Source organism: Microcoleus sp. Aus8_D2 (assembly GCF_036702665.1).
Taxonomy (GTDB): Bacteria; Cyanobacteriota; Cyanobacteriia; order Cyanobacteriales; family Microcoleaceae; genus Microcoleus.
In genome coordinates, this window is record NZ_JAUBUN010000047.1 from 21,794 (window position 1) to 44,168 (window position 22,375).

16 protein-coding genes and 2 pseudogenes are annotated in these 22,375 nt (G+C 46.4%); 6 read left to right on the top strand and 12 right to left on the bottom strand.

What is annotated here, in order from left to right; genetic code table 11:
• Nucleotides 1-86 precede the first annotated feature (86 nt).
• The 4 genes from QUB64_RS27205 to QUB64_RS27220 all read right to left on the bottom strand — a co-directional run bounded on the left by QUB64_RS27205 (nucleotide 87) and on the right by QUB64_RS27220 (nucleotide 8,733).
• Entirely contained in the window at nucleotides 87-3,008 is a 2,922-nt protein-coding gene (locus QUB64_RS27205) for a response regulator (protein WP_333268212.1), read from the bottom strand.
• Between the two features lie 806 nt (nucleotides 3,009-3,814).
• Nucleotides 3,815-4,261 carry a response regulator gene (locus QUB64_RS27210; RefSeq protein WP_333268214.1) on the bottom strand — a complete coding sequence of 149 codons (447 nt, stop codon included), beginning with the start codon at nucleotides 4,259-4,261 and terminating at the stop codon, nucleotides 3,815-3,817.
• Entirely contained in the window at nucleotides 4,258-6,201 is a 1,944-nt protein-coding gene (locus QUB64_RS27215; RefSeq protein ID WP_333268216.1) for a sensor histidine kinase, read from the bottom strand. The genes QUB64_RS27210 and QUB64_RS27215 overlap by 4 nt, the downstream gene beginning before the upstream one ends.
• Nucleotides 6,202-7,527: 1,326 nt before the next feature.
• On the bottom strand, nucleotides 7,528-8,733 hold the full coding sequence (locus QUB64_RS27220) for a 4-hydroxy-3-methylbut-2-enyl diphosphate reductase (protein ID WP_333268219.1): 1,206 nt from the start codon (nucleotides 8,731-8,733) through the stop codon (nucleotides 7,528-7,530).
• 173 nt (nucleotides 8,734-8,906) lie between these two features.
• On the opposite strand from QUB64_RS27220, the gene QUB64_RS27225 reads away from it, so the two are divergent.
• Complete coding sequence (locus QUB64_RS27225; RefSeq protein WP_333268221.1) at nucleotides 8,907-9,296, top strand: GxxExxY protein; 390 nt, start codon at nucleotides 8,907-8,909, stop codon at nucleotides 9,294-9,296.
• Between the two features lie 304 nt (nucleotides 9,297-9,600).
• Here the strand turns inward: QUB64_RS27225 and QUB64_RS27230 are convergent, their stop codons facing one another.
• On the bottom strand, nucleotides 9,601-10,986 hold the full coding sequence (locus QUB64_RS27230) for an ammonium transporter (RefSeq protein ID WP_442921725.1): 1,386 nt from the start codon (nucleotides 10,984-10,986) through the stop codon (nucleotides 9,601-9,603).
• A 589-nt stretch (nucleotides 10,987-11,575) separates the two neighbouring features.
• Nucleotides 11,576-12,490, bottom strand: a complete 915-nt coding sequence (locus QUB64_RS27235) for an SGNH/GDSL hydrolase family protein (RefSeq protein WP_333268226.1) — start codon at nucleotides 12,488-12,490, stop codon at nucleotides 11,576-11,578.
• Between the two features lie 281 nt (nucleotides 12,491-12,771).
• Between QUB64_RS27235 and QUB64_RS27240 the strand changes: the two are divergent.
• Nucleotides 12,772-12,894 (top strand): annotated as a pseudogene (locus tag QUB64_RS27240) (MerR family DNA-binding transcriptional regulator); the annotation flags it as partial.
• A 44-nt stretch (nucleotides 12,895-12,938) separates the two neighbouring features.
• Here the strand turns inward: QUB64_RS27240 and QUB64_RS27245 are convergent.
• Nucleotides 12,939-13,097 (bottom strand): ribbon-helix-helix protein, CopG family, encoded by a 159-nt coding sequence (locus QUB64_RS27245; RefSeq protein WP_333268231.1) that lies wholly within the window; start codon nucleotides 13,095-13,097, stop codon nucleotides 12,939-12,941.
• Nucleotides 13,098-13,215: 118 nt separating this feature from the next.
• On the opposite strand from QUB64_RS27245, the gene QUB64_RS27250 reads away from it, so the two are divergent.
• Both QUB64_RS27250 and QUB64_RS27255 read left to right on the top strand, forming a co-directional pair.
• The gene (locus QUB64_RS27250) at nucleotides 13,216-14,349 is read left to right on the top strand and encodes an RNA-guided endonuclease InsQ/TnpB family protein (RefSeq protein WP_333268267.1); all 1,134 of its coding nucleotides are present in this window, start codon (nucleotides 13,216-13,218) and stop codon (nucleotides 14,347-14,349) included.
• A 67-nt stretch (nucleotides 14,350-14,416) separates the two neighbouring features.
• A pseudogene (locus QUB64_RS27255) lies at nucleotides 14,417-14,866 on the top strand (IS607 family transposase); the annotation flags it as partial.
• An 892-nt stretch (nucleotides 14,867-15,758) separates the two neighbouring features.
• Here the strand turns inward: QUB64_RS27255 and QUB64_RS27260 are convergent.
• From QUB64_RS27260 to QUB64_RS27270, 3 genes are all read right to left on the bottom strand, one after another.
• On the bottom strand, nucleotides 15,759-16,523 hold the full coding sequence (locus QUB64_RS27260; RefSeq protein ID WP_333268269.1) for a transposase: 765 nt from the start codon (nucleotides 16,521-16,523) through the stop codon (nucleotides 15,759-15,761).
• Between the two features lie 538 nt (nucleotides 16,524-17,061).
• The gene (locus QUB64_RS27265; protein WP_333268234.1) at nucleotides 17,062-18,495 is read right to left on the bottom strand and encodes a phosphoglucomutase/phosphomannomutase family protein; all 1,434 of its coding nucleotides are present in this window, start codon (nucleotides 18,493-18,495) and stop codon (nucleotides 17,062-17,064) included.
• 134 nt (nucleotides 18,496-18,629) lie between these two features.
• Complete coding sequence (locus QUB64_RS27270) at nucleotides 18,630-18,785, bottom strand: hypothetical protein (protein ID WP_333268236.1); 156 nt, start codon at nucleotides 18,783-18,785, stop codon at nucleotides 18,630-18,632.
• A 597-nt stretch (nucleotides 18,786-19,382) separates the two neighbouring features.
• Here QUB64_RS27270 and QUB64_RS27275 point away from each other — a divergent pair.
• Nucleotides 19,383-20,480 carry a hypothetical protein gene (locus QUB64_RS27275; RefSeq protein ID WP_333268239.1) on the top strand — a complete coding sequence of 366 codons (1,098 nt, stop codon included), beginning with the start codon at nucleotides 19,383-19,385 and terminating at the stop codon, nucleotides 20,478-20,480.
• 203 nt (nucleotides 20,481-20,683) lie between these two features.
• On the opposite strand, the gene QUB64_RS27280 is transcribed toward QUB64_RS27275, so the two are convergent.
• The gene (locus tag QUB64_RS27280; RefSeq protein ID WP_333268241.1) at nucleotides 20,684-20,968 is read right to left on the bottom strand and encodes a flagellar alpha dynein; all 285 of its coding nucleotides are present in this window, start codon (nucleotides 20,966-20,968) and stop codon (nucleotides 20,684-20,686) included.
• Between the two features lie 32 nt (nucleotides 20,969-21,000).
• Nucleotides 21,001-21,282: a hypothetical protein gene (locus tag QUB64_RS27285; protein ID WP_333268243.1), complete on the bottom strand. Its 282-nt coding sequence runs from the start codon at nucleotides 21,280-21,282 to the stop codon at nucleotides 21,001-21,003.
• 183 nt (nucleotides 21,283-21,465) lie between these two features.
• Here QUB64_RS27285 and QUB64_RS27290 point away from each other — a divergent pair.
• Nucleotides 21,466-22,340 (top strand): IS630 family transposase gene (locus QUB64_RS27290; RefSeq protein ID WP_333268247.1). Its coding sequence is split into 2 segments (ribosomal slippage): nucleotides 21,466-21,795 and nucleotides 21,798-22,340, totalling 873 coding nucleotides; the frame shifts between segments, so codons are not numbered across the junction.
• The last annotated feature ends 35 nt before the right edge of the window (nucleotides 22,341-22,375 follow it).

The following is a 22,375-nucleotide window of genomic DNA, read 5'->3' on the forward strand; positions in this document are numbered from 1 at the left end:
TTGTAGTGAGGACTTTAGTCCTTGGATTTTGATGCGGACTAAAGTCCTCACTACAAACATAATTACTAATGATTAATTGAGTTATTTTAAATTGCGATCGCCTGCTGCCTCAAACTGACAATCGCCTCCACCAAAACATCGGGTTGCACGGGTTTAGCCAGATGCCGATCGAAACTAGCTTTCAAAGCCCTCGCGCGGTCTTCATCTCTAGCATAGGCCGTCAGGGCGATCGCCTGAAACTTCCTGCCGCTTTGGGTTGCCAGAGAACGCAGCCTTAACAGCAGCGAATAGCCGTCTTCCTCAGGCATTCCGATATCGCTGACCACAACATCCGGCACAAACTCCGAAGCCACCTCAAACGCCTCAGCAGCAGACGATGCAGCCCTGACAGCCGCCCCGGAATCTTCCAAGACAAACATCATAAATTCCCGCGAATCAACCTCGTCATCAACCACCAAAATTTTAACTCCCTCTAAATTACCACCGCCAGCCAACATCGGCGCTTCCTCACCGACGATCGAATTTACCGCAATCGAAGGGAGGCGGAAAGTAAAAGTAGAACCCATATCCAGTCCCGGACTCTGGGCCCAAACCCTGCCGCCGTGGATCTCAACCAACTGCCGGACGATCGCCAGACCCAGCCCCAAACCGCTATAATTGCGAGTAATCGTAGCATCCGCTTGCCGGAAAGACTCAAACACGTAAGGCAAAAAATTCGCAGCAATCCCAATTCCGGTGTCGGTAACAGTTAGCTCAACCTCCGAATCAAATCGCTGCAAGCGGATTTCCACTCGCCCGCCGCGCGGCGTAAACTTAATCGCATTCGTCAACAAATTCCAAATTACCTGCTGCAAGCGGCCGGGGTCTCCCGATACCAAAAATCTCGGATTTAACTCGGATTCGGGATTGCTATAAACCTGCCAGGGTTCGCAAAATTCAGCACGATCGCAGCCCAAATCTACAATTGCAAACCGCACGTCGATCGACTTAGCATCGGCAGCCAATCTCACAGTATTTACCGCTCCTTCCACCATCGAAATTAAATTTACCGGACAAGGATTTAAAGTCAATTTGCCGCGAATAATTCTCGAAATATCCAGCAAATCCTCAATCAATTGAGTTTGCATTTTAGCATTGCGCTCGATCGTTTCCAGTGCCCGCCCAGTAGCAGCCGGACTGAAAGTGCGGTGCCGCAGCAATTGCGCCCAGCCCAAAATCGCGTTTAAGGGCGATCGCAATTCGTGAGAAAGAGTTGCCAAAAACTCATCTTTCAGCCGATTTGCCTGCTGAGATTCTTCGTAAAGCCGCGCGTTTTCGATGCTCGCCGACACCGCCTGAGCCAACTGCATTAAAATACTTTCGTCATCTTCGCCAAACTCCCCCTGGTACTTGTCCGACAACTGAATCAATCCCAAATTTCTGCCGTCGCGAGCCGTCAGCGGTACCGCCAGCCAGCCCCGCATCGGCGGGTGATTCCCCGCAGCCTTGCCGAACCCCCGCCAGCCCGGGTGAGATTCTAACTCGCTTTGAGTCATTCGCATGGGCTTTTGCTGCTGGCAAACTTCCTGGTAAATCCCCGTACCGTCTGGTTCTTCGCAATAATCTTGCCACAGCGCGTATTTTTCTGACAGGGAAAACTTGCTAATTCCCGCATCCCAGTTGGCGGAAGGGCTGAGGTTGACGGCTGCTTGGTGGACTTCAAGAATCGAGCGGGCGCTATCTGCCGCTAACTGAACGATGTCTGTCACCGACAGCGTGGAGTGGAGCGCAACTGAGGCGGAGGTTAACTGTTGCAGGCGGTGCAAATACGATCGCTCGCGCGCCAAAGCCTCCGAGCGATCGTATTCTAACTGTTTGCGAGCCGTAATGTCGATCGCCACGCCGAACAGCCGCACAGGTTTACCGGATGCGTCAAAAGACACCCGCCCTTTGTTGTGAAGCCATATCACGGAGCCATCGGGGTACAGGTGGCGGTGTTCCGACTCGTAAACTCCCGAGCCACTGAGTGCAGCATCCAAATCTGCCAAAAAGCTATCGCGATCGTCTGGATGTACCAAATGCTTTTTTTGCTCTAAAGTACCAACGGTGCTGTCCGGGCCCAAACCGAGATGTTTTTGGGCATTGGACGAGCGACGGACTTCCCCGGATGCCACATCCCAGGTAAAAGCAACTGTGTTAGCTGCTTCTAGGGCAAAGCGCAAATTTTCCTCGCTTTCCTGTATTCTGGCTTCGGATAACTTGCGATCGGTAATATCCCATACTACGCCGATCGATCGCACCGATTGACCGGTATCATCATAAAAAAACTTCCCCCTACCCGCGATCCAGTGCAAGCTGCCGTCGGGCCAAATCACTCTAAATTCGTGCTGGTATTCTATTTTGTTTTCTAAAGAAAAGGCGATCGCCCGAGCAATAGAATCGCGATCGTCCGGGTGAACGCAGGCAAAAAACGCTTCGTAAGTTCCCGAAAAACTGCCTTTTTCCAACCCGAATAACAGTTCGTGTCCCTCCGACCAAACCACCTCGCCAGTTAATATATTCCAATCCCAAGTCCCCATTTGCGAGGCTTCGATCGCCACCCGCAGCCTTTCCTCGGACATTGCCAACTGCGCCGACGTTTTCGCGTATTTCTCGCGCAACTGCTGTTTTTCTATGCTTTCGCGCACTGATCCCGCCAGTCGCTTGAAGTGCCGCCCTTTGAACACGTAATCGCTCAAACCCGCTTTCATTGATTCGACTGCCACTTGTTCGCTGCCGCTGTCGGTACACATAATTACCGGACAACTTGGGTAGCGGCTTTGAACTTGTTTGAGAATAGTTAATCCGTCGCTCCAGCGCAGTTGGTAGTCGGTAATTACCAAGTCCAAACCACCTGCACCCAGGATTTGTTCGAGAGTTGGGGCATCTATCGCCGACTTGATTTCTAAATCTGGAAAACTTTTCCTCAGTTCTCGCTCGATCATCAGGCGATCGTTCGGGTTGTCGTCGATCAACAGAATAGACAGCATGGGGTTTTGACTTTTTGTATTGGCGCAAACATTCTTGAATCTAAGAATATGTTATTCAGGAATACCGCTGATTGCAATTTTTAGTTGGCTACTTAATGAGACTGGGAAATACGTTGATTGTATTTGCTTGTATTTGATTATATCTCACAGCTTGCGCTCTCGATACTTTTTCGCCACTATTTGCTAACAAATACATGAGTTGAGGTGTTCTCTCGAACCTTGTATTAATCAACGCCCTGCCTAAAAATCCCAGCCTCACCATTTAGTAGGATCGTGAATTAAATAATTTTCACAAGTCTGTGGGATGGGCCAGAAAGCCCGTCTATGATTGGACGGGCTTTCTGGCCCATCCCACAATAATAATGAAAATTGGTGTTTATTTAATTGTCATTCCTTAGCTCCCGGTTGATACGGTTCCCGTCAATCTTGGATTCGAGGCGCAGCAACAGATGATACAGCACGCGCACCCACTACCAACTTATACCATTTTATCTTTGAGATTTTAGATTAAAAAATTGGGAATAAATGATGACCCTGCCCAAAAATGGGTACAAGTTTCCGACGCGAGCGTCAGGGTCGATCCTCAAATTTTAGACGCTAGTTCAAGTTCCCAGATTTAATGATGCCAGTAAATCTAAAATTATTCAATCTAAAATCTCAAATCGACTGAATATCATGGTTTGGAACGCGGGCCAACACTTGCATTCTTTTTGGGAAGAGGTATTAAATCAATCGTTACCAGGAAGAGTCGGGTAATGGCGAAACGAGCCATAAAACTCGGGAAACCGCGACTACAAACCAGAAAATTATATATGTTCCGGCAGTTCGGTATGGTTGAGCCAATACTCGCCAAAACTCTGCATCATTTCCGATAAAGAAGCAAACCCTACAGGTTTAACCAAATAAGAATTCACCCCTAAATCGTAAGCTTGATTGACATCTAATGTTTGCCTCGAAGAAGTAAGAATAACCACCGGTAAACGTTTTAGTTCCGGCTGCTGCTTCAGCCAACCCAGCACCTCGTGACCCGATCGCCTGGGCAACTTCAAATCTAGTAAAATTATCGCAGGTAAAGGATAGCGCTCGCGATCGCTGTATTCTCCGTCACCATTTAAATAAAAAACCGCTGCATCTCCATCTCGGACAATTTGCAGCGAAGTATTAGTAAAAACCCGATCGCGAAACGCCCGCTGCATCAACAGAATATCAACGGGGCTATCTTCCACCAGCAAAATCGTCTGCGTTTGCGTCATCCTTTCCTCAGTTGTATCCAAAATCGACTGCCATGTCCTAATTGGGATTCCACCCCAACTTGACCGCCCATGCGATCGACTCCTTTTTGTACAATAGCCAATCCTATACCAGTTCCGGGGTATGACTCGATACCGTGCAGCCGTTCAAAGACGCGAAAAATCCGTTTTTGATGTTCTGGAGCAATACCGATGCCGTTGTCTGCTACCCAAAGACGGATGATGCGATCCTCTTCCAGGGCTTCGCTAACGGGCAATTGGCCACTGGTAATCAATAACTGCGAATGCTCCCACTTTCCCACTGTCCCTCTTTCCCATTCTCCCGCTGTCTGTCTGTGTGTGTCTCCTTCTTGAGGAATCTCAAGTTCCTCAGCCCATATCTGCACTTGTGGCGATGCGCCTGCCACAAATTTTAGAGCATTGGCGAGCAGATTTGCGATTACTTGCACTAAAGTAACGCGGTGGGCAATTACCGACAATAAGGGCGATCGAACATTGATTTGAGCGCCGTTGGACTTAGCATCGGCTTGTATCATAGCAATTGCCTCGGCAACAGCAGATTCTAAGTCTAGAACTTGCAGCGATAAATCAGTGCGGCTCAGGCGGCTGTATGCTAGCAAATCTTGGATCAAATCTTCTAATTGTTGCCCAGAATTTACAATTTGCTGGGCGTATTCTTGACCGAGTTCGTCGAGGAGTTCGCCGTAATCTTCTAACAAAGCTTCAGCCAATCCCTGCATTCCCCGCAGGGGCGCGCGCAAATCGTGGGCGACAGTATAGGTGAAAGCTTCTAATTCTTCATTTGCTGCTTGCAATTGATTGGTGCGGAGTTCCACTCGCTGTTCTAACGTAGCGTTGAGCATCCGAATTTCCGATTCTGCTTGTTTGCGCGCAGAGATGTCAATGGCGGTACTAATTACTAAACTTCTGCCGTCGGAAAGCTTGCCTAAAGGTGCAGAATAAAAGTCCCAAATTCGTTTTTCGCCGCTGGCTGTAGTAATCGTATATTCACCTTCAGAAAGGCGCGAGTTTAATTTGTGCAGCCACTCAATATCTCGTTGGACTAGCGATTTGCGGTTGCCGTAAGCTTTTTCTGTCCAATCTTCAATTGTAGGAATTTCTGAGGATTTGTAGCCTGAGAATTCTGTCCAAGCCGAGTTAACTTGCAAAACTTCTCCGTTTTCAGCGTGGAGCATAATTGGTAGGGGCGCGTTAAAAATGGCAAGGCGGAAACGTTCTTCGGTTAATTCTAGGGAATTGCGATCGTGTTCTAGCTGTTCTAAAAGTTGATTTTGCTTGATTTCAGCATTGTCGCGCCAAGTGCGATCGCGCTTTACCAAATAAAAAACCAACACCAGCAACAGCAAATCTACTACAGCAGCAACGGTAAAAGTCACGATTGTCAAATTAGCGCTGGCTTGGGATTCTCGGGCGCGCTGGTGCAATAGCTGAGTTTCTTCGGCTACCATTACAGCTACCTGCTGCCGAATCCCGTCCATGATTTGCTTTCCGCGATCGGTTTTTACCAGCCCCAGGGCTGCTGCTAAGTTTTTTTTGCGCCGCACATTAATGGTTTCTTCAAGTTCGGCTAATTTAGAGTCGATCGCAATTTTCAAGTCACGAGTTCGCTGTTGTTGCTGCTTGTCAACGATTAGCTGCTGCAATCCGTCTATTTCTTGGTTGACGCGGGCGATCGCTGCGTGATACGGTTCTAAATACCGTTCTTCTCCCGTCAGCAAATAACCGCGCTGCCCGGTTTCAGCATCTTTTAGCGTGGAAAGTGTGGCTTCTAGTTCGGTTAAAACTCGCTGAGTGTGCCTCACCCAGCGTTCGTTTTCGACTAACTTGAGAGTATTGCGGTAGGAAGTTGCCGCGTTGAAAATTAGCAGCGCCAAGGCCATTCCGATGCCTGCGGTGATTTGGCTAGTCAGCGATTTATTCATGAAATAGTCGGCGCGCGAGTCCTGATTTTTTTTATTCGATCTCGATGCGGGCGATCGTTTTTTTGCCCGGGCAGACACGGCGGCGAAACTGTATAAATTTCAGGCTCAAACGTGCGATCGATCTTGTTTCTAGTTTAGTATCGCTCCCCCTCGCATCCTCCTTAGGTAGGAGACGGCAAACAAACAATCTCTCCGTGTGAGCCAAGCTTAATTTGCCATTTTCTGCGGCATCGCTTTTGCTGCTTTGACAATTTCAAATCGCGGCGCAAAAAAAGGAGTTTTTACCTATTGATTTTTCTTGATTGTTGGGGTATATTTTAGATAATGGAAGTGGTAACATTGATTTTAAAATTTCCAATATTCCCATTATATAAAATATACCTTGTCAAGCGACCATTGTCAAGGTTTTTACCCCAAAAAAAAGGCGAATTTTTCACGCTCTATGAAAAAAATAATTTGGGGGACGGTGCGGAGAAATTGCTAGGGAAACCGCAGATAAACGCAGGTTAACGCGGATAATTTAAGTTGTAGGGTGCGTCGCTCTTCTTGAAACCGTTGCATAAAAATCGACAATCAAGCGAGCGACGCACCTGGGAGCTTCTAGGGTTAACTAAACAAACCCAAAAATTATATGGTTGGGAAACAGTGAAATCGAGGATTGTTTGCTAGAACCGGAATCACAGGTGCGTCGCTACCAGATTGTCGATTTTTTTAAGGATTGTCAAAGGCGACGCACCCTACGAATTCGGTTGCTTTGACAATTTCAAATCGCGACGCAAAAAAAGGAGTTTTTACCTATTGATTTGTCTTGATTGTTGGGGTATATTTTAGATAATGGAAGTGGTGACATTAATTTTAAAATTGCCACTATTTCCACGATCTAAAATATACCTTGTCAAGCGGTCATTGTCAAGGTTTTTACCCCAAAAAAAAGGCGAATTTTTCATGATTTATGAAAAAAATAATTTGGGGGACGGTGCGGAGAAATTGCTAGGGAAACCGCAGATAAACGCAGGTTAACGCGGATAATTTTATGGTGTTAGAGCAATTGAAGTATATATAGCTGTTCTCAGAAAGATGAGGTACTATCGGCCAATAGCCAATAGCCAATAGCCAATAGCCAATAGCCAAACCGGGAATACCTCACCACGCTTGAGAACCGCTATAGTCTGAGAAAATGATTGCGAGTGCAGTGCCGAAAGAAGATTAGTCGTGGACGCACCCGAACAAAGAAACCGGGTTTTTGAACCCTTATTGAGGGTTTTGAGCAAATATTTTGGTAAAAAACCCGGTTTCTGGTCGCCCGCGCGCAAGTCCTAAAGATAATTAGGCAATAACAGCGGCTTTCATCGCCAAAATGCGATCGATCGCATCCTCAACCACTTTATCAGGAGTCGAAGCACCCGAAGTCACGCCGACAACAATATTACCATCAGGCAGCCAATTTTGAGCCACGACCAAATCTCCACCCAAAGGCTTGTGTTCGATGCGATTTCCCGGTAAAATGCGCTCAGCAGAATCAATGTGGTAGGAAGGAAGAGCTTTGTGGATCGCAATTTCCTGCAAGTGAGTAGTATTAGAAGAATTAAAACCCCCAATCACCAGCATCAAATCCAACTTTTCCTCAACCAAACCCAACATAGCATCTTGCCGTTCCTGAGTCGCATCGCAGATAGTATTAAAACTCAGAAAATGTTCGTTGAGATTCTCCGGCCCAAACTTGCGCATCATCGTCTTTTCAAACAACTTGCCAATATTTTCAGTTTCAGTTTTGAGCATAGTAGTTTGGTTAGCAATCCCGACACTTACCAAATCCCGATCCGGGTCAAAACCAGCCGAATAAGCCTTGCTAAACTTAGCAAGAAACTCATTTCTGTCGCCACCGTGCAAGATATAATTGCTGACATATTCAGCTTCATACAAATTCAGCACAATCAAATACTTATCAGCAAAAGAACTGGTGGCGACTGTTTCTTCATGCTTGTACTGACCGTGAATAATCGAAGTATAATCCCTTTTCTTGTGCTTCTCAACAGTATTCCAAACCTTAGAAACCCAAGGACAAGTAGTATCAACAATCTTGCAGCCCCGATCGTTGAGCAACTGCATTTCTTGGACGCTAGCCCCAAAAGCAGGTAAAATTACCACATCGCCGCTATCGACAACCGAAAAATCTTTCAGTCCCTTTTCAACAGCAATAAAACCAACTTCCATATCCCGCAAATGCTGATTGACAGACGGATTGTGAATAATCTCATTAGTAATCCAAATCCGTTCCGAGGGGAAATGCTGGCGAGTCTCGTAAGCAATAGCCACAGCGCGTTCCACCCCCCAGCAAAAGCCAAAAGCCTCAGCCAGCCGGATGGTGACGGAGCCGCGCTGGAGCCTGTAATTGTTGTCGCGAATTTGCTGGATCAGGCTGCTTTGATAAGCTGTCTGCATCACGTCAGCTACCTCAGCTTCGTGTCCGAAACCCTTGCGGTGGTAGTTTTCAGACTGTTGGAGCGATCGTTTAAAAGCTTTAGTATCCATGCGGTACCGAGTTGAAATCTAGGTTAATTACCTTTGATTTTAGAATGCCTGGGTGCGATCGGGATTATTTGCTTGAGTTGGGAACAGCGGTTATGCTGTTTATATTATCAATGAGAGGGAAGAAGGAATGAACCGCGAAGACGCTTTCAGACACGAAGGAAGAAGAAAGAAGAATGAGACAGTTGGGCGAACAGGTGGAACAGTTGGCTTATAGAGCGATTGGGGCCGCGATTGAAGTGCATCGGCTGTTGGGTCCAGGATTTTTAGAATCAGTGTATCAAGAATCCTTAGAAGTTGAATTTGGTCTGCGGGGGATACCTTGTGAGCCGAGAAAGCCAGTAGCAATCAACTACAAAGGTCATCGAGTCGGCGAAGGTCAATTAGACTTTCTGGTTGGCGATATCTTAGTTGTGGAACTAAAAGCTGTCGAAAAGCTAGCCCCCATCCACGACGCCCAAGTTATCTCCTATCTAAAAATGACCAAAAAAAACCTAGGCCTGCTCATCAACTTCAACGTTCCCATCCTCAAAGAAGGCATCAAACGCATAATTCTCTCATCTTAACCCTTCTTCCTCCTCTTCCTTCGCGCTCTTAGCGCCTTCGCGGTTCGTTAAAAAAACTTAAAACAAGCGCCAAGTCCGAGCCAAGAACGAATGAACCGCGAAGACGCGAAGTACACGAAGAAGGAAGAAAGAAGAATGAGAAAGTATGGTTATAGATTGATTGTGGCCGCGATTGATATCAAAGCTATCATTCTTTTCTCTTAGCCCTTCTTCCTCCTGTTCCTTCGCGCTCTTAGCGCCTTCGCGGTTCGTAAAAAAAAAGCGTAGAGACGCAGATAACTGCATCTCTACGCGATCGATCGAATCAGCCCACCTTTTTCGGCGCAAAAGGAGAACTAGATTCAAAGGCGCTGAAACCGCCGGCAAAATCCTCGCCGTAAGCTTCTTCGCCGTGTTGGCCGATATCCAAACCTTGGTCTTCAGCAGATGAGGGGACTCGCAGTTCCATAAACTGCCCCAAAAGTTTCAAAATCAGAAAAGTGCCGACAGCCGCAAACACGTAAGTAGCTAGAACGCCTACAAACTGGGTGACGATTAGCCCCGGATTCCCGAAAAACAGCCCGTTATTTCCGGCAGCGTTCACTACTTTAGTCGCAAACACGCCAGTTAAAAGCGCGCCTACTGTTCCGCCGAGGCCGTGAATCGGGAAGGTATCCAAAGAGTCGTCAAATCCCAGCTTAGCCCGGAAACTAACGCCAAAGAAGCAGCAAACGGAAGTGATCGATCCTATCAACAGCGCTCCTACTGGCAGCACGTATCCTGCCGCAGGCGTGATGCCTACAAGTCCGGCTAGGAAGCCGCTAGCAATTCCGACTGCTGTGGGTTTACCTCTGAGCACCCATTCGATAATTGTCCAAGTTAAGCCGCCGGCTGCGGCAGAAATCATTGTGGTGACAAATGCCACTGTTGCTAAGGAACCGGAACCCAAGGCGCTACCGCCGTTGAAGCCAAACCAGCCGAACCACAGCATCCCAATTCCTAGCAAGACGTAGGGTACGTTGTGGGGGGTGTGGGGCTTGTTCAAGTGGTCTTTGCGGGGCCCGATTACCCAAGCTGCGACTACGGCTGATACGCCGGAACTGATGTGCACGACTGTGCCGCCTGCAAAGTCTAATGCTCCGATCGCGCCCAGCCAGCCTCTACCCCACACCCAGTGGGCTAAAGGTGAGTAGATGAAGGTAGACCACAGCAGCACGAACCAGAAGTAGGTTTTGAATGTTACCCGTTCGACGATCGCCCCAGAAATCAATGCTGGGGTGATGATGGCGAACATCATCTGGTAAACCATGAATACTTGGTGCGGTATTGTCGGTGCGTAGCCGATCGGATCTGGTTTGTCGGCTGCGACGTTGTTCAAGAACATCCAGTCGAACCCGCCGATGAAGGTTTCGATCCCTTTACCAAAGCCTTCGGAGGTTGGAGTGGAAACGTCAAAGGCCAAACTGTAGCCCCACAGCGTCCATGTGACGCCGATCACTCCCATCATCACCAAACTCATCATCATGGTGTTGAGGACGTTGCGCGATCTCACCAGTCCTCCGTAGAAAAATGCTAGCCCGGGTGTCATCAGCAATACCAGTGCTGATGACACCAACATCCAGGCTGTATCGCCGGTGTCGATCGGATTCGCCACCACCGCAGCAGCCGCAGGAGCCGCAGCAGGAGCTTCTTGAGCTAGGGCATTGTTCATCAGTGGCCAGCTTAACAGCCACAGTGCGAGGATGCCGATCGTGAAACTTTTTTTGATCACGTTATTTTTACCTTCTAATACTCAGCAATTTGCAGGGAAGACCGAGCCGATTTTAGATGCGAGGATTTCAGATGCAATAGTTATTTCGTTTTAAGTCCCTGTTTGAGCGGAACAAATCTTTAATAGATAATTCCCAAATCCTCAAGACTCGGACTTTACATAGCCGAACTCATCTAAATTCGTCAAGTATCTATCCAATATTTTCCGCCTTCTGGATTGCACCATTTGTAACAACGGTCATTCTGTATCAAAATATACAAAATAATAAAGATCATATTTTCTTAATCTATCCAAAGGTACTTGACATCACCCCTAGAGGCAGAGTAATGCGGGGAGACGGGGAGACGGGGAGACGGGGAGACGGGAAAAATCTTCCTTCTTACTTCAACATCTGACTAATGACTAATGACCACTGACTAATGAGGGCGGGCACGGCGTTGCACCGCCCCTACCTACTGACAACTGACAACTGACAACTGACTACTGACAACTGACAACTGACTACTGACAACTGACTACTGACCACTGACTAATTTTTTAACTGCATTTGACCGAACATTTGCAGGGCCGATCGCCAAACCAGATAACCTCGATCGTTAAGGTGCAAGCCGTCTGTGCTGAGTTCGGTTGGCAAATTGCCGTCAGCATCCGCAAACAGCGGCTGCAAATCTAGATAGGAAGCATTTTCTGAACTAGCAATTTCTTTCAGCCGCCGATTTATTGCCCGAATCCGACTGTTGGGAATCGCCAACAGTCGATCGCGATTTTCCCAGGTAGACTGTTCCCCGCTGTGCGGCAAAATCGACTGCACCACTACTTGTGCTTTGGGGTGAGCCCACCGCAAATCGCGGATAATCTGCCGCTGGTTGTCCAAAATCCCTTCGTCGCTGGCCCCCCGCAACAAATCGTTAATCCCGATCATCACAAACACTGTATCGGGCAGAGTTCGATCGAACAACTGCAACCGCTTCAGCAAACCCACGGAAGTCTCCCCCGAAATCCCTTGATTCAGCCAAATGCGATCTGTGGGTAACAGCTTCGTCGGAAACCACATACTCAAAGAATCCCCAGCCAAAACACTCAGTTTTGGGGGACGATTCGTCGCCGCCGCCTCAGCTTCCCGGCCTAACTGCGTCACCCACTGCTGGTAAGACCATTTGTGTCGCTGTCCCGGAACCGGCACGTCTAGCACTGCCTTTGCAGAGTTGGTCGCCGTCGGAGAGCTAATTTGTTCTTCTGGGCTTTCTACCGTCAGCGCAGCACTCTGGGTGGAGCTTTCTGTCAAGTTGTTTCCCCGCAGCAGTTGAGCGACTGCGAGTATCAGTAACCCGTTCATCAGCAGAGATAGCAAAGCCCAAACCGGAACAGTTTTCGATCGGCTAACTTCCATCCCCAAGAGGGATTTATGAGTTCTACTTCTGCTAACTCCTCCAAACTTCTCCATAAACTCAAGCGATTTGCAGGCACCACACCGAATAATTGGCACTCATTGCTGCATCAAATTTTACCGCTCAATTTTCGCCTCAATTCTTGTAAGAATCAAGCACTGTCATGTGTTGGGCGCGACGGCGATGCAGAACTTTGCTTTTTCGGACTACTCTACCATAAAAAATCTGCCTGCCAAACTTTCTGGCACAGAAATCGGACTTGTCCAAGCAGCAGCCCTTCACAAAATTTTACCTAATTCTGCTCAAACTTACTCATTTGGGATGCTAAATTTGAAAAATGAAAAAATTAACGATCGCTGAAGCAGCCAAACTTAAAGGTGTGAGCGCTTCCACGTTGCGTCGGTGGGAAGCCGAAGGCAAGCTGATACCGGAACGGACGGCTAACGGTCACAGACGGTATTGGGAAACTTCACTCAGTTTATAGACATTTATCCTCATCTATACTCATTTATCCTCGATCGGCAAACCCCTGATCAGCTCTCTGATCACGTCGGTTTTTGTCCTTTTTGTCTGAGCGCAATAGCGATCTAACATTTCCATCTCTATGTCTGGTACTCTCACCGTCAAAACCTTATCTGATATTCTTGCCATTAGTCCTAACATCTGCTATAATGGTGTTAGTACAACAATAACACAAATGAGGCTAGTAGAAAAACATATTATTGACAAACATCACGGCTTTTATGCTGAGTGCGCTCGCTTGTGATTTCTGTCTAAGAATCTGTTCAACTACGCCAATTATCTGATTCGGCAATCTTTGATCTTTGAGGCCAAATACCTTAACTACAACGCTATGGTGAAGTTGTGTCAGGGAACGGCTGATTATACGGCACTGCCAGCTAAGGTTAGCCAACAGACTTTAATGAGATTGCACGAAAGTTGGATATCGTTTTTTGAGGCGAGTAAGAAGTATACGAATTGTCCGCAGAAGTTTTTTGGGCGTCCCAAGCTTCCTCAGTACAAACATAAAACTGATGGTCGATTCGTTGTTACTTACACATCTCAAGCAGTTAGCCAGCAATGGCTGAAAAAAGGAGTAGTTCATCTTTCCCAAACAGACATTTTTTTGACAACTCGGGTTCGTGAAATTCAACAGGTACGAATTGTACCATTACCTTTTCACTATGCGATCGAGGTATTATATGAAGCTGTTGCCCAAACACAGCAAGGGAATGAGGAAACTATTGCAGGTATTGATATCGGGTTAAATAACCTTGCAGCACTTAGTTCAAATGTTTTGGGGTTGACACCATTAATCATTAATGGAAGACCTCTTAAAGCTCTTAATGCTTATTACAACCAGAAAAAAGCCCAACTACAATCTCAGCTCAAAAGAGAGAAGCAGACATTCAACAGAATCAAACAACTGACGCACAAACGCAACTGCAAAGTTGATAATTACCTGCATAATGCTAGCCGATTTATCATCAATCACTTGGCAGCCAACCAGATTGGGACACTGGTGATTGGAAAAAATGAGGGCTGGAAACAGGAAATCAACATCGGCAAGCGCAATAATCAGAACTTTGTCAGTATTCCTCATGCTCGATTTATTGAGATGCTCAAGTACAAAGCTCTTTTAGCAGGAATTAAAGTGGTAATTACTGAAGAAAGCTATACCAGCAAATGTTCTTTCCTCGATTTCGAGCCTCGGAGCAAGCAACAGAGGTACAAAGGAAGAAGAATAAAGCGAGGATTGTTCAGAGCGAGTGATGGGCAATTAATCAACGCCGATATGAATGGTAGTCTAAACATAATTAGAAAAGCATTCGGGAATGAGGCATTTGCTTCGGACTCGATACAGGACTTAGTAGTAAGTCCAGTAAGGGTAACGCCTTACAAACAAGCAGTTTAGGCAGATGACTATATTTGTCTATTCAACTTGGAACTATGACCTAGCTCATCTTATGGGATTAAAATCCGACGGCGCTTTAACCGTTGCTTACGCCCGGGTTAGCAGTCACGACCAAAAAGATGATTTAGACAGACAAAAACAAGTTTTAGAATTGTTTTGTGCATCTCACGGCTGGCCATTCCAAATCATTGATGATGTCGGTTCTGGGGTTAATTGCAGTAAGCGGGGTTTACAGCGTTTAATTCGGACGATCGCCGACAATCAAGTAGAAAGGTTGGTGTTAACTCACAAAGACAGACTGCTGAGATTTGGTTCCGAACTAATTTTGACTTTGTGCGAACACTTTGGGACAGAGGTAGTGATTATTAATCGCACCGAAGATGCTAGCTGTGATGAGGATTTAGCTAAAGATATGCTAGAAATAATCACGGTTTTTTCAGCCCGCCTGTATGGCAGCAGAAATCCCAAGAACAAGCACATTGTTGAAGAACTTAAACTAATTGCCGATCGACTATAGAGTACGAATGGTGTAACAGTGCGGTAGGCTGGGCTTTTTGGTAATTGGGAATAAGCTAATTGGGAAAAGGTAATCGGTAATCGGCAAAAATGTAATTGTTCGCCCGCGTACCTCACGAAAATTGATAACTGCTATATTTGAATTACTGTCAGTCCTAAGCCAAGCGGTATAGATAGAGTCCTCCAGCCTCAGGGATAAATTATCTGCGTTCTGAAAAACATTTGTTCGAGTCGTGAGTGCAAGGTTTGACCAAATATTTGATATCATGTCGGGTCGATTGACCGCAATAAGGAATGAGAATTAAATAACTTACAATTTGATGGTTCTTGTGGGATGGGCGGGGGAGCCCGTCCATCCCACAAACTTGTGTAAATTATTTAATTCGCGATCCTAAGTAACTGTAGTTTAGACTAAAAAATGAGCGCAGCTAAAAGTAGCCACCTTTTAAACTCAGGCAAGCTGTTGCTCAAAAACTCAAAAAGTAGAAGATTAAATAGCTAATCTTGAAGACTTTTTGCGTCGAGAAACCCGTTTTTTAACGGTGGGATAGCACGGTGCCTTGGTACGTACCTTTCCTTTTTCCCAGCCGGGGGATTTTCCCCTATGTTTAGGCATTTTTGTAGGAGTACCAATGTCAACTAAAACCGAAAGCATTGATTGGGCAACAGGTCCAGGGGTTAAATTGATCGTAGCAGATTGCCTGCATGAGTCTATTCTCGATTACTAAATCTTGTGCCAACCAGAGTTGCCAACTCATCAATGGCATTAAATCACTCCAACGCTCAGATTGTTCAGGAGTTCTCAAATTAGGCAATGTCCAATGCAATCTTTGCTTAGCAAACCGATACCAACGATCGACTCCAAAGCGTCGTAAATACTTAAACCAAACAGTTTATAACGGTAGAGCTCGTTCTCCAACCCAAGCCAACCATAAGGGTGGAAACGGCTGACCGTTGGACATGGGCTTCATTCTTTCCACCAGGATTAAATTGACTTTTTGTCCAGGGGCGCGATAAAAATGCAAGTCAAGCCATTGTCTGAGGAGGACTTTTCCCAAATCTGGATGTTCATCAATTTCAATCGCAGTATCCGCTTGAAGCCATGTGGTTGGGTCGTTGAGTCTCATTTTTTGCCCATGTTTCCGTGGTCTACCGCGACCACTATATGCTGGTGGTGCTGACCATAAGCAGGTATTCTTTCGGACTCTCATTAAGCAATCAGCTTGAATATCTGCTTGTGCTAATACCCAACAAGCATTCCCATATTCTCGATCTAAAACTGCTAAAACTGGGTTGACACTATGTTCGCAGACAAGTTTGAGTTGGGAAGCTGCTTGAAGTATGGGTGAAGACCCACTATTAATTCTTTCATGAAGCAGGGGTAATGCCCAACTTCCTTGTGCTTCAGGTACCCACGCAATTGTACTGTATCCCTGTCCAACAGTTACTCCCCTCTGATATTCATGGGTTCTGTCTTTTAACGTTTTGGCATCTGGTCTCCCCCATGCAGTGTGGTCGATTGCCACTAATATGTGTTCTGCTGGGGGTGCTTCTGCCTGTAATTGCTCCAGATACAGCAGCATCAGTTTTTTCCGATCAGGTCTACAGTCTTGTAAGGCTTCATAGATGCGCTTGCCATTGACGCTTGAATAATGGATTGAGTGAAAATTCCGCTAAACATGACGCATTCCTTGTCGTCATCACTGCATCCATCAGCTCGAATGTTGCATCCTTGGCTTTCACTAATAAATCGTATGCTGCTTGACGAAAGTCCTTTAATCGTTCACTGTTCATTTAAGGAGTGGATAGGTTTTCTTTTTCACCCTCATTCTCTCCTTAACGGTGGCTTTAGTTCTTCTTTTGCCACCGTTCTCATCTTTGGTTAGTCTAAACTACAGTAAGTAAGGTTCGGTTCGCGCGTGCGGACTTAAGTCCGCAGATTTTTGCGGACTTAAGTCCGCACGCGCGATCGAATGTAATTGCGACGAACGAATGTAATTGCGGTTAAGGGATCGGACACGATATCATGTTCCGAGGCTCTGCAAGTTCTAAAAAATAGATAAGGTGCGCACTGCGCACCCTACTCCGAACCAATAAACCGGGTTTTTTCAGCGAGATAGATGATTTTCAGCAAGTATTTTGGTGAAAAAACCCGGTTTCTGGAAACCCGTTCACAAGTCCTAGATAGGTGGAAAGTTAAGCAGGTTCTAACTGGGAAATTACCTTTTCCATGTATTCGGCAACTTTGGTTTCTTTGTCCACAGAATTGGTTTCCATGTAAACGCGCATCAAAGGTTCGGTTCCCGAAGGCCGCAGCAATACCCAACCGCCGTCTTCAAGATAAAGTTTAATCCCGTCTTTGCGGCCGATTTCCTTAACTCCAATACCCGCTATTTCTGTCGGGGGATTCTTGGTGAAAGAGTCCAAAACGGCGGCTTTGTGCGCGTCTTCTAGGTGCAAGTCCAAGCGTTGGTTGAACAGGGGGCCGTCGGCTTCTTTGATGGCTTCTTCTACTAGCTGAGAAAGCGGTTTGCCTTCATAGGCGATCGCCTCAGCAACTAGCATATCAGCTAAAATCCCGTCTTTTTCGGGGATGTGACCCAAAACGCTCAAACCTCCCGACTCTTCGCCACCGATGAGCACCGCAGTTTCCCGCATTTTTTCGCCGATGTATTTAAAGCCGACTGCGGTTTCGTAGATTGTTAAACCGTATTTGGCGGCCATATTGTCGAGCAAGTGGGTAGTTGCGACGGTACGGACGATCGCCCCAGTCAAGCCTTTATTCTTAACCAAGTGACGCGCCAACAGCAACAGCACGGTATTCGGAGTCAAGACATTACCCAACTCGTCAACAATACCAAAGCGATCGCTGTCCCCATCGGTAGCCAAACCTAAATCTGCCGCATCCTTCTTAACAGCTTCCACCAACTCGACTAACTGTTCGCCTTTGGGCTCAGGCATTCCGCCGCCAAACAGCACGTCGCGGTAGGTGTGAAAACTTTCGACATCGCAGCCGCAGTGTTCCAAAACGCCGTCAAGATAGCCGCGAGAAGTCGAATAGAGAGCGTCGTACTTGACCTTCAGCTTAGCAGAGCGAATCCGCTCCACATCGATCAAGGTATAAAGAAACTTCAGATATTCGGGTTTCGGGTCAAAAGTGGAGATTTTATCGTTGTGGCTGCCTTTGGCCGGGGCATCAGAAGCACCAGCAATATTTGCCACAATCGTATCAGTAATTTCCGGGGTAGCCGGGCCCGCGTAGTCGGGGATGTATTTGATGCCGCAGTAAGGTGCGGGATTGTGCGAAGCCGTGAACATCAAGGCGCCTGCGGAGTTGAGATGCTTGGCGCTGTAGGCGATGACTGGTGTCGGGCAATCTCGATCGACTACCAGCACCGTCCATCCCAAATCTGCCAAGACTTCCGCCGATGTGCGGGCGAATTCGTCTGCCAGAAAGCGGGTATCGTATGATACTAGAACTGGGCGGTCTTTGGTGTAAGCGGTTTCGAGGTAACTGGCGATCGCCCGGGTGACTTTTCGCACGTTGGCAAAAGTAAAGTCATGGGCAATCAGTCCCCGCCACCCATCGGTTCCGAACTTGATTTCTGTTGAATTGCTGCTGGCGCTCATTTTATCCACTTCCTCTCGTCCTACTAATCCTACCCGAAGGCATAGCCTTAAAGATGCACTGGCCGTGCTGTTTATGAGGATCGATCGCCCGCCCGGGCCCTTAAACCTAATCCTATCGTTGTCGGGGCCTGCTCCTACCTCCGGCAGAGGACTCGCAGCAGGCTGATTTGGTAAAATACCTGATCGATCGGGCGAGTCGATCGAGATTCCGGTTTTGAATGCTGCTTGGGCGATCGAATGGATGCCGATCGATTGCGGGCGATTCTGGAAGAGGGATAGCTTCGCTTCACGGGGCTGCTCAAAAAAACTGAGCGCAAAAAAACAGCGCTGGCAATGGCATTAACGAAGCGCACATAAATCTGACGATCGTCTCAAATTTAATTATTTATTTATAAAAGCCAATGGTTGAATGTGTTAAGGTTTCCTCACAACCGCAAGGCGGAAAATAAGTTTCTTGCTTCACCTAGGAAAATAAATTAATCAAAGTCACCGCTCGATCGTGATGTAGCCTAGATTCTTGGAAAACCAAGGGCGATCGACAAAAGCGATCCACAATCAAGATAAAATATCTCAAGCAGTAGTTTTTTCGAGGCAGACTTGAGTTTAATTCTGAGCTTTTAAGACAAATGAAATTTATTTGTGGCCGTTTTTCCAGGTAAAGAAAAAAAATCCGGTGAGGATCACATGGTGACTGTGATCGAGCGCACAATAAATAGCGTTATTAACGTGCAATTTATATAAGATGCAGGCAGTGCAGCCAAATGGCCGATAGCTTTAAGCACAATGGCTAATGACTGTCAGCTTACAAATGCATAAAATTGTAGTTAATAACGTTAAAAATTAGGGGAATCGATCAAGTGCGACTTCAAAAAAAAACGAGGTTTCTCATGACAGGTATTTCACAAGTATCTTCAAAGTCTTTACTTAGAGCAGACGAAATTCTACAGGGCGACAGTCTTGCGTCACAGGGTATTACTGGATCGGACACTCACAAACTCCCAGAGGCTAAAGGTGTCAGCGTTTCTTCCTTAGCAGTTAGCTGGGCAAAAAAATATTACAGTACAGTGGCGGCACGAGAAAACCAAGCACAGCGGCAAATTCCCCAAAGCCCAGAGTCAAGCAATTTTGATGAAAATCGAGCCAAAATAGTTGACAAATTGACAGAGACCCTGAAAGTAGCCAGCGAGATAGCTTGGAGTAAAGTAGAAGCTGTTTTAGGGGAACAAATAGAGCAGCACGCGATCGATCCGAGCTTAATCGATCGGGAAGAAATTGCCGCCGACACTCGCACCTTATATCGGAAAGCAATAGACGCTTACGGCGATAGAGAGCCTGTTTTCCGCTTGTCAGTGCTGGTGGGAAAAGATATTGTCCGAGTGAGGCGGAAATACTCACAGAGAGATTCGTTAGTGCTGGGATTTGTGACGTTGGAGTTTCAATACACTAGCAAAATCTTGTTAGGATGTCTTTCTGAGTCAGAGCGATCGCAATTTGCACCCTACTTAAAAGTAGTAGACGACTACCTGCACATTCCCCACGGAGAGATTAACGAGGCTGCGGCGGATCATGCGCCCAATTCAAAAGCTCTCTTAGCCGTTCAGCATTTGTTGCAGCAGACGACTCAGATTGCTAGTGCAGTGTACGATCGGGCTAGTGCCCAGCATCAAGGATACCGCAGCAGCAGCGGCTATTTGACCGATCGGGATGTCAAAATTTCTGGGATTCGGGATGTCGAGATTTTTCAAAGCTATTTGTGCTGGTGCGTTTTGGAAACAAGCATTCGCCCGGTACAGCAAGAATTGTTTCCAATTTGCGTGATGCTGTACCCGAAACTTCATGTAAGCTGGGAATTAGTGCAGGATATGCTGCTGATTTTGTTTTGGGAAATATCCGATCGCCTCCCGGCTGCGGATGTTATGGTATTTTTACCTTACTTGCGCACTGTGACAGAGATGTTTTCCAGCGATGTGTTTGAACAAAATTAGAAAAATTAGGCAATACCAATGGCTTTAGCCACCATTTCTACCATTTCTAGGATATATCTACGATATAACAGCTTTAAACTCAAATTATTAACTTACCCACCCTCATTCAATCCAGGGTTCTGCTAGGAAAATTCTAGCCGCTTTCGTGCGATCAGTTTTTACCCGATCGGGATACGACATTGGATACAATCCTCTCCCCCCACTTAGTCTGAGCCGTCCTCTTCTGCTAGCAGCCCCAGAATAGCTTCTATATCACCCAAGTCTGCCCTCGACTTTTTACGCCGCCCCTTCAACTGGTTAAGCAAGTCAGAAGCCTCGGGAAATTCTGCGACTGCCGGAACTGAGTTTTGAATTTCAGTGCGATCGCGTCGCGCTTCCTTGAGTTCTTGCTCCAACATCTGAACCTTCAGACCTAAATCACCGTTGCGGATGTGTAGCTGGTTCAGTTCGGCATCCCATTCTGTAAGTTGCTTGTTGGCCGCTTTCAATTCCTGCCTGAGCGATTCATCGTTGCTGTCGCTCAGGCACTCAATTTTCCCAGCCGTTCCTCAAAGTTGTCTAGCCTTTTGTCTAGCTTAGTGTCTAGTATCCGATCGAGCTTTTTGTCTAGCATACTGTCTAGTACAGGTTCGATATCAGTCTCTGTCGAAGTTGTCAGAGTTTGTTTTGCGGATATTGGGGCTGCGGATACAGCACTCTCTAGAGTCCTGACTACCCAAGCGTTGACGCTCAATCCTTCAGTAGCGGCCATGCCCTTAATAGCCTCAAGCAAGTCTTGACGACCATCTAGTCTCAAATTCATCTGCAATCTTTCTGCCATGTCTAGTACCTTGTCTAGCACTTACTAGACACATGATAGCACTATGTCTATCAAATGTCTAGCATTCCTAGATCATTAGCGTCAGATATAGCAACCGCCAAGGCGGTTAAGCTATATACTCGAAGTATCCCTTAATGTTACTCCCGCTGTGCCGGAGCGATACCCATGCCCAAACCCTACAGTTACGACCTCCGTCAAAAAGTGATCCAAGCAATCAAGCTTGATGGCTTAAAGATTAGTGAAGCTTGCCTTATATTTAGCATTAGTCGTAACACTATTCGTTTATGGTTGAAGCGGGAACGCGAGACAGGGGACTTTCAAGCTTTGCCTAATCAACCGCCTGGTAATGGACACAAAATTACTGATAGGGAAAAATTTACCAGATTTGTCGAAGTTAATGGAGATAAAACTCAAGTGGAGATGGCTAAACTATGGACGGAAGAAATTAGTGATCGCACGATTTCACGGGCCTTAAAAAAAATTGGGTTCACGCGTAAAAAAAAACTTATGGTTATCAAGAAAGAGATGAAGTTAAACGACTTATCTTTAAAGAAGAGATAGCACTGTATGTAGCACAGGAGCTAGTATATATAGATGAGTTTGGAATGGATAATAGAGAAGATTATAGCTATGGTTGGAATGCTCAATGGAAGCGCTTTTATGCCTTAAAAAGTGGCAGAAGACAAGGACGAGTTAATATGATTGCTGCCTATTGTAATGGTGAGTTATTGGCTCCATTTACCGTTGAGGGTTCTTGTAACCGAACCGTGTTTGAAACTTGGCTAGAAACTTGTTTAATCCCAACGCTAAAACCAGGACAAATAGTGATTGCAGATAATGCCACTTTTCATAAAGGTGGGCGGATTTTTCAATTAATTGAAGCGGCTGGTTGTCAGTTAAAATACTTGCCACCCTATTCACCAGATCTTAACAAAATTGAGCGATGCTGGTCATGGTTAAAAAGTCGAATTCGTAAACAACTAATTAAATTTGATTGTCTCAGGGATGCCATGGAAGCTGTGCAAAGCACAGCGGCTTAACCGCCTTGGCGGTTGCTATATCTATCAAACATCTA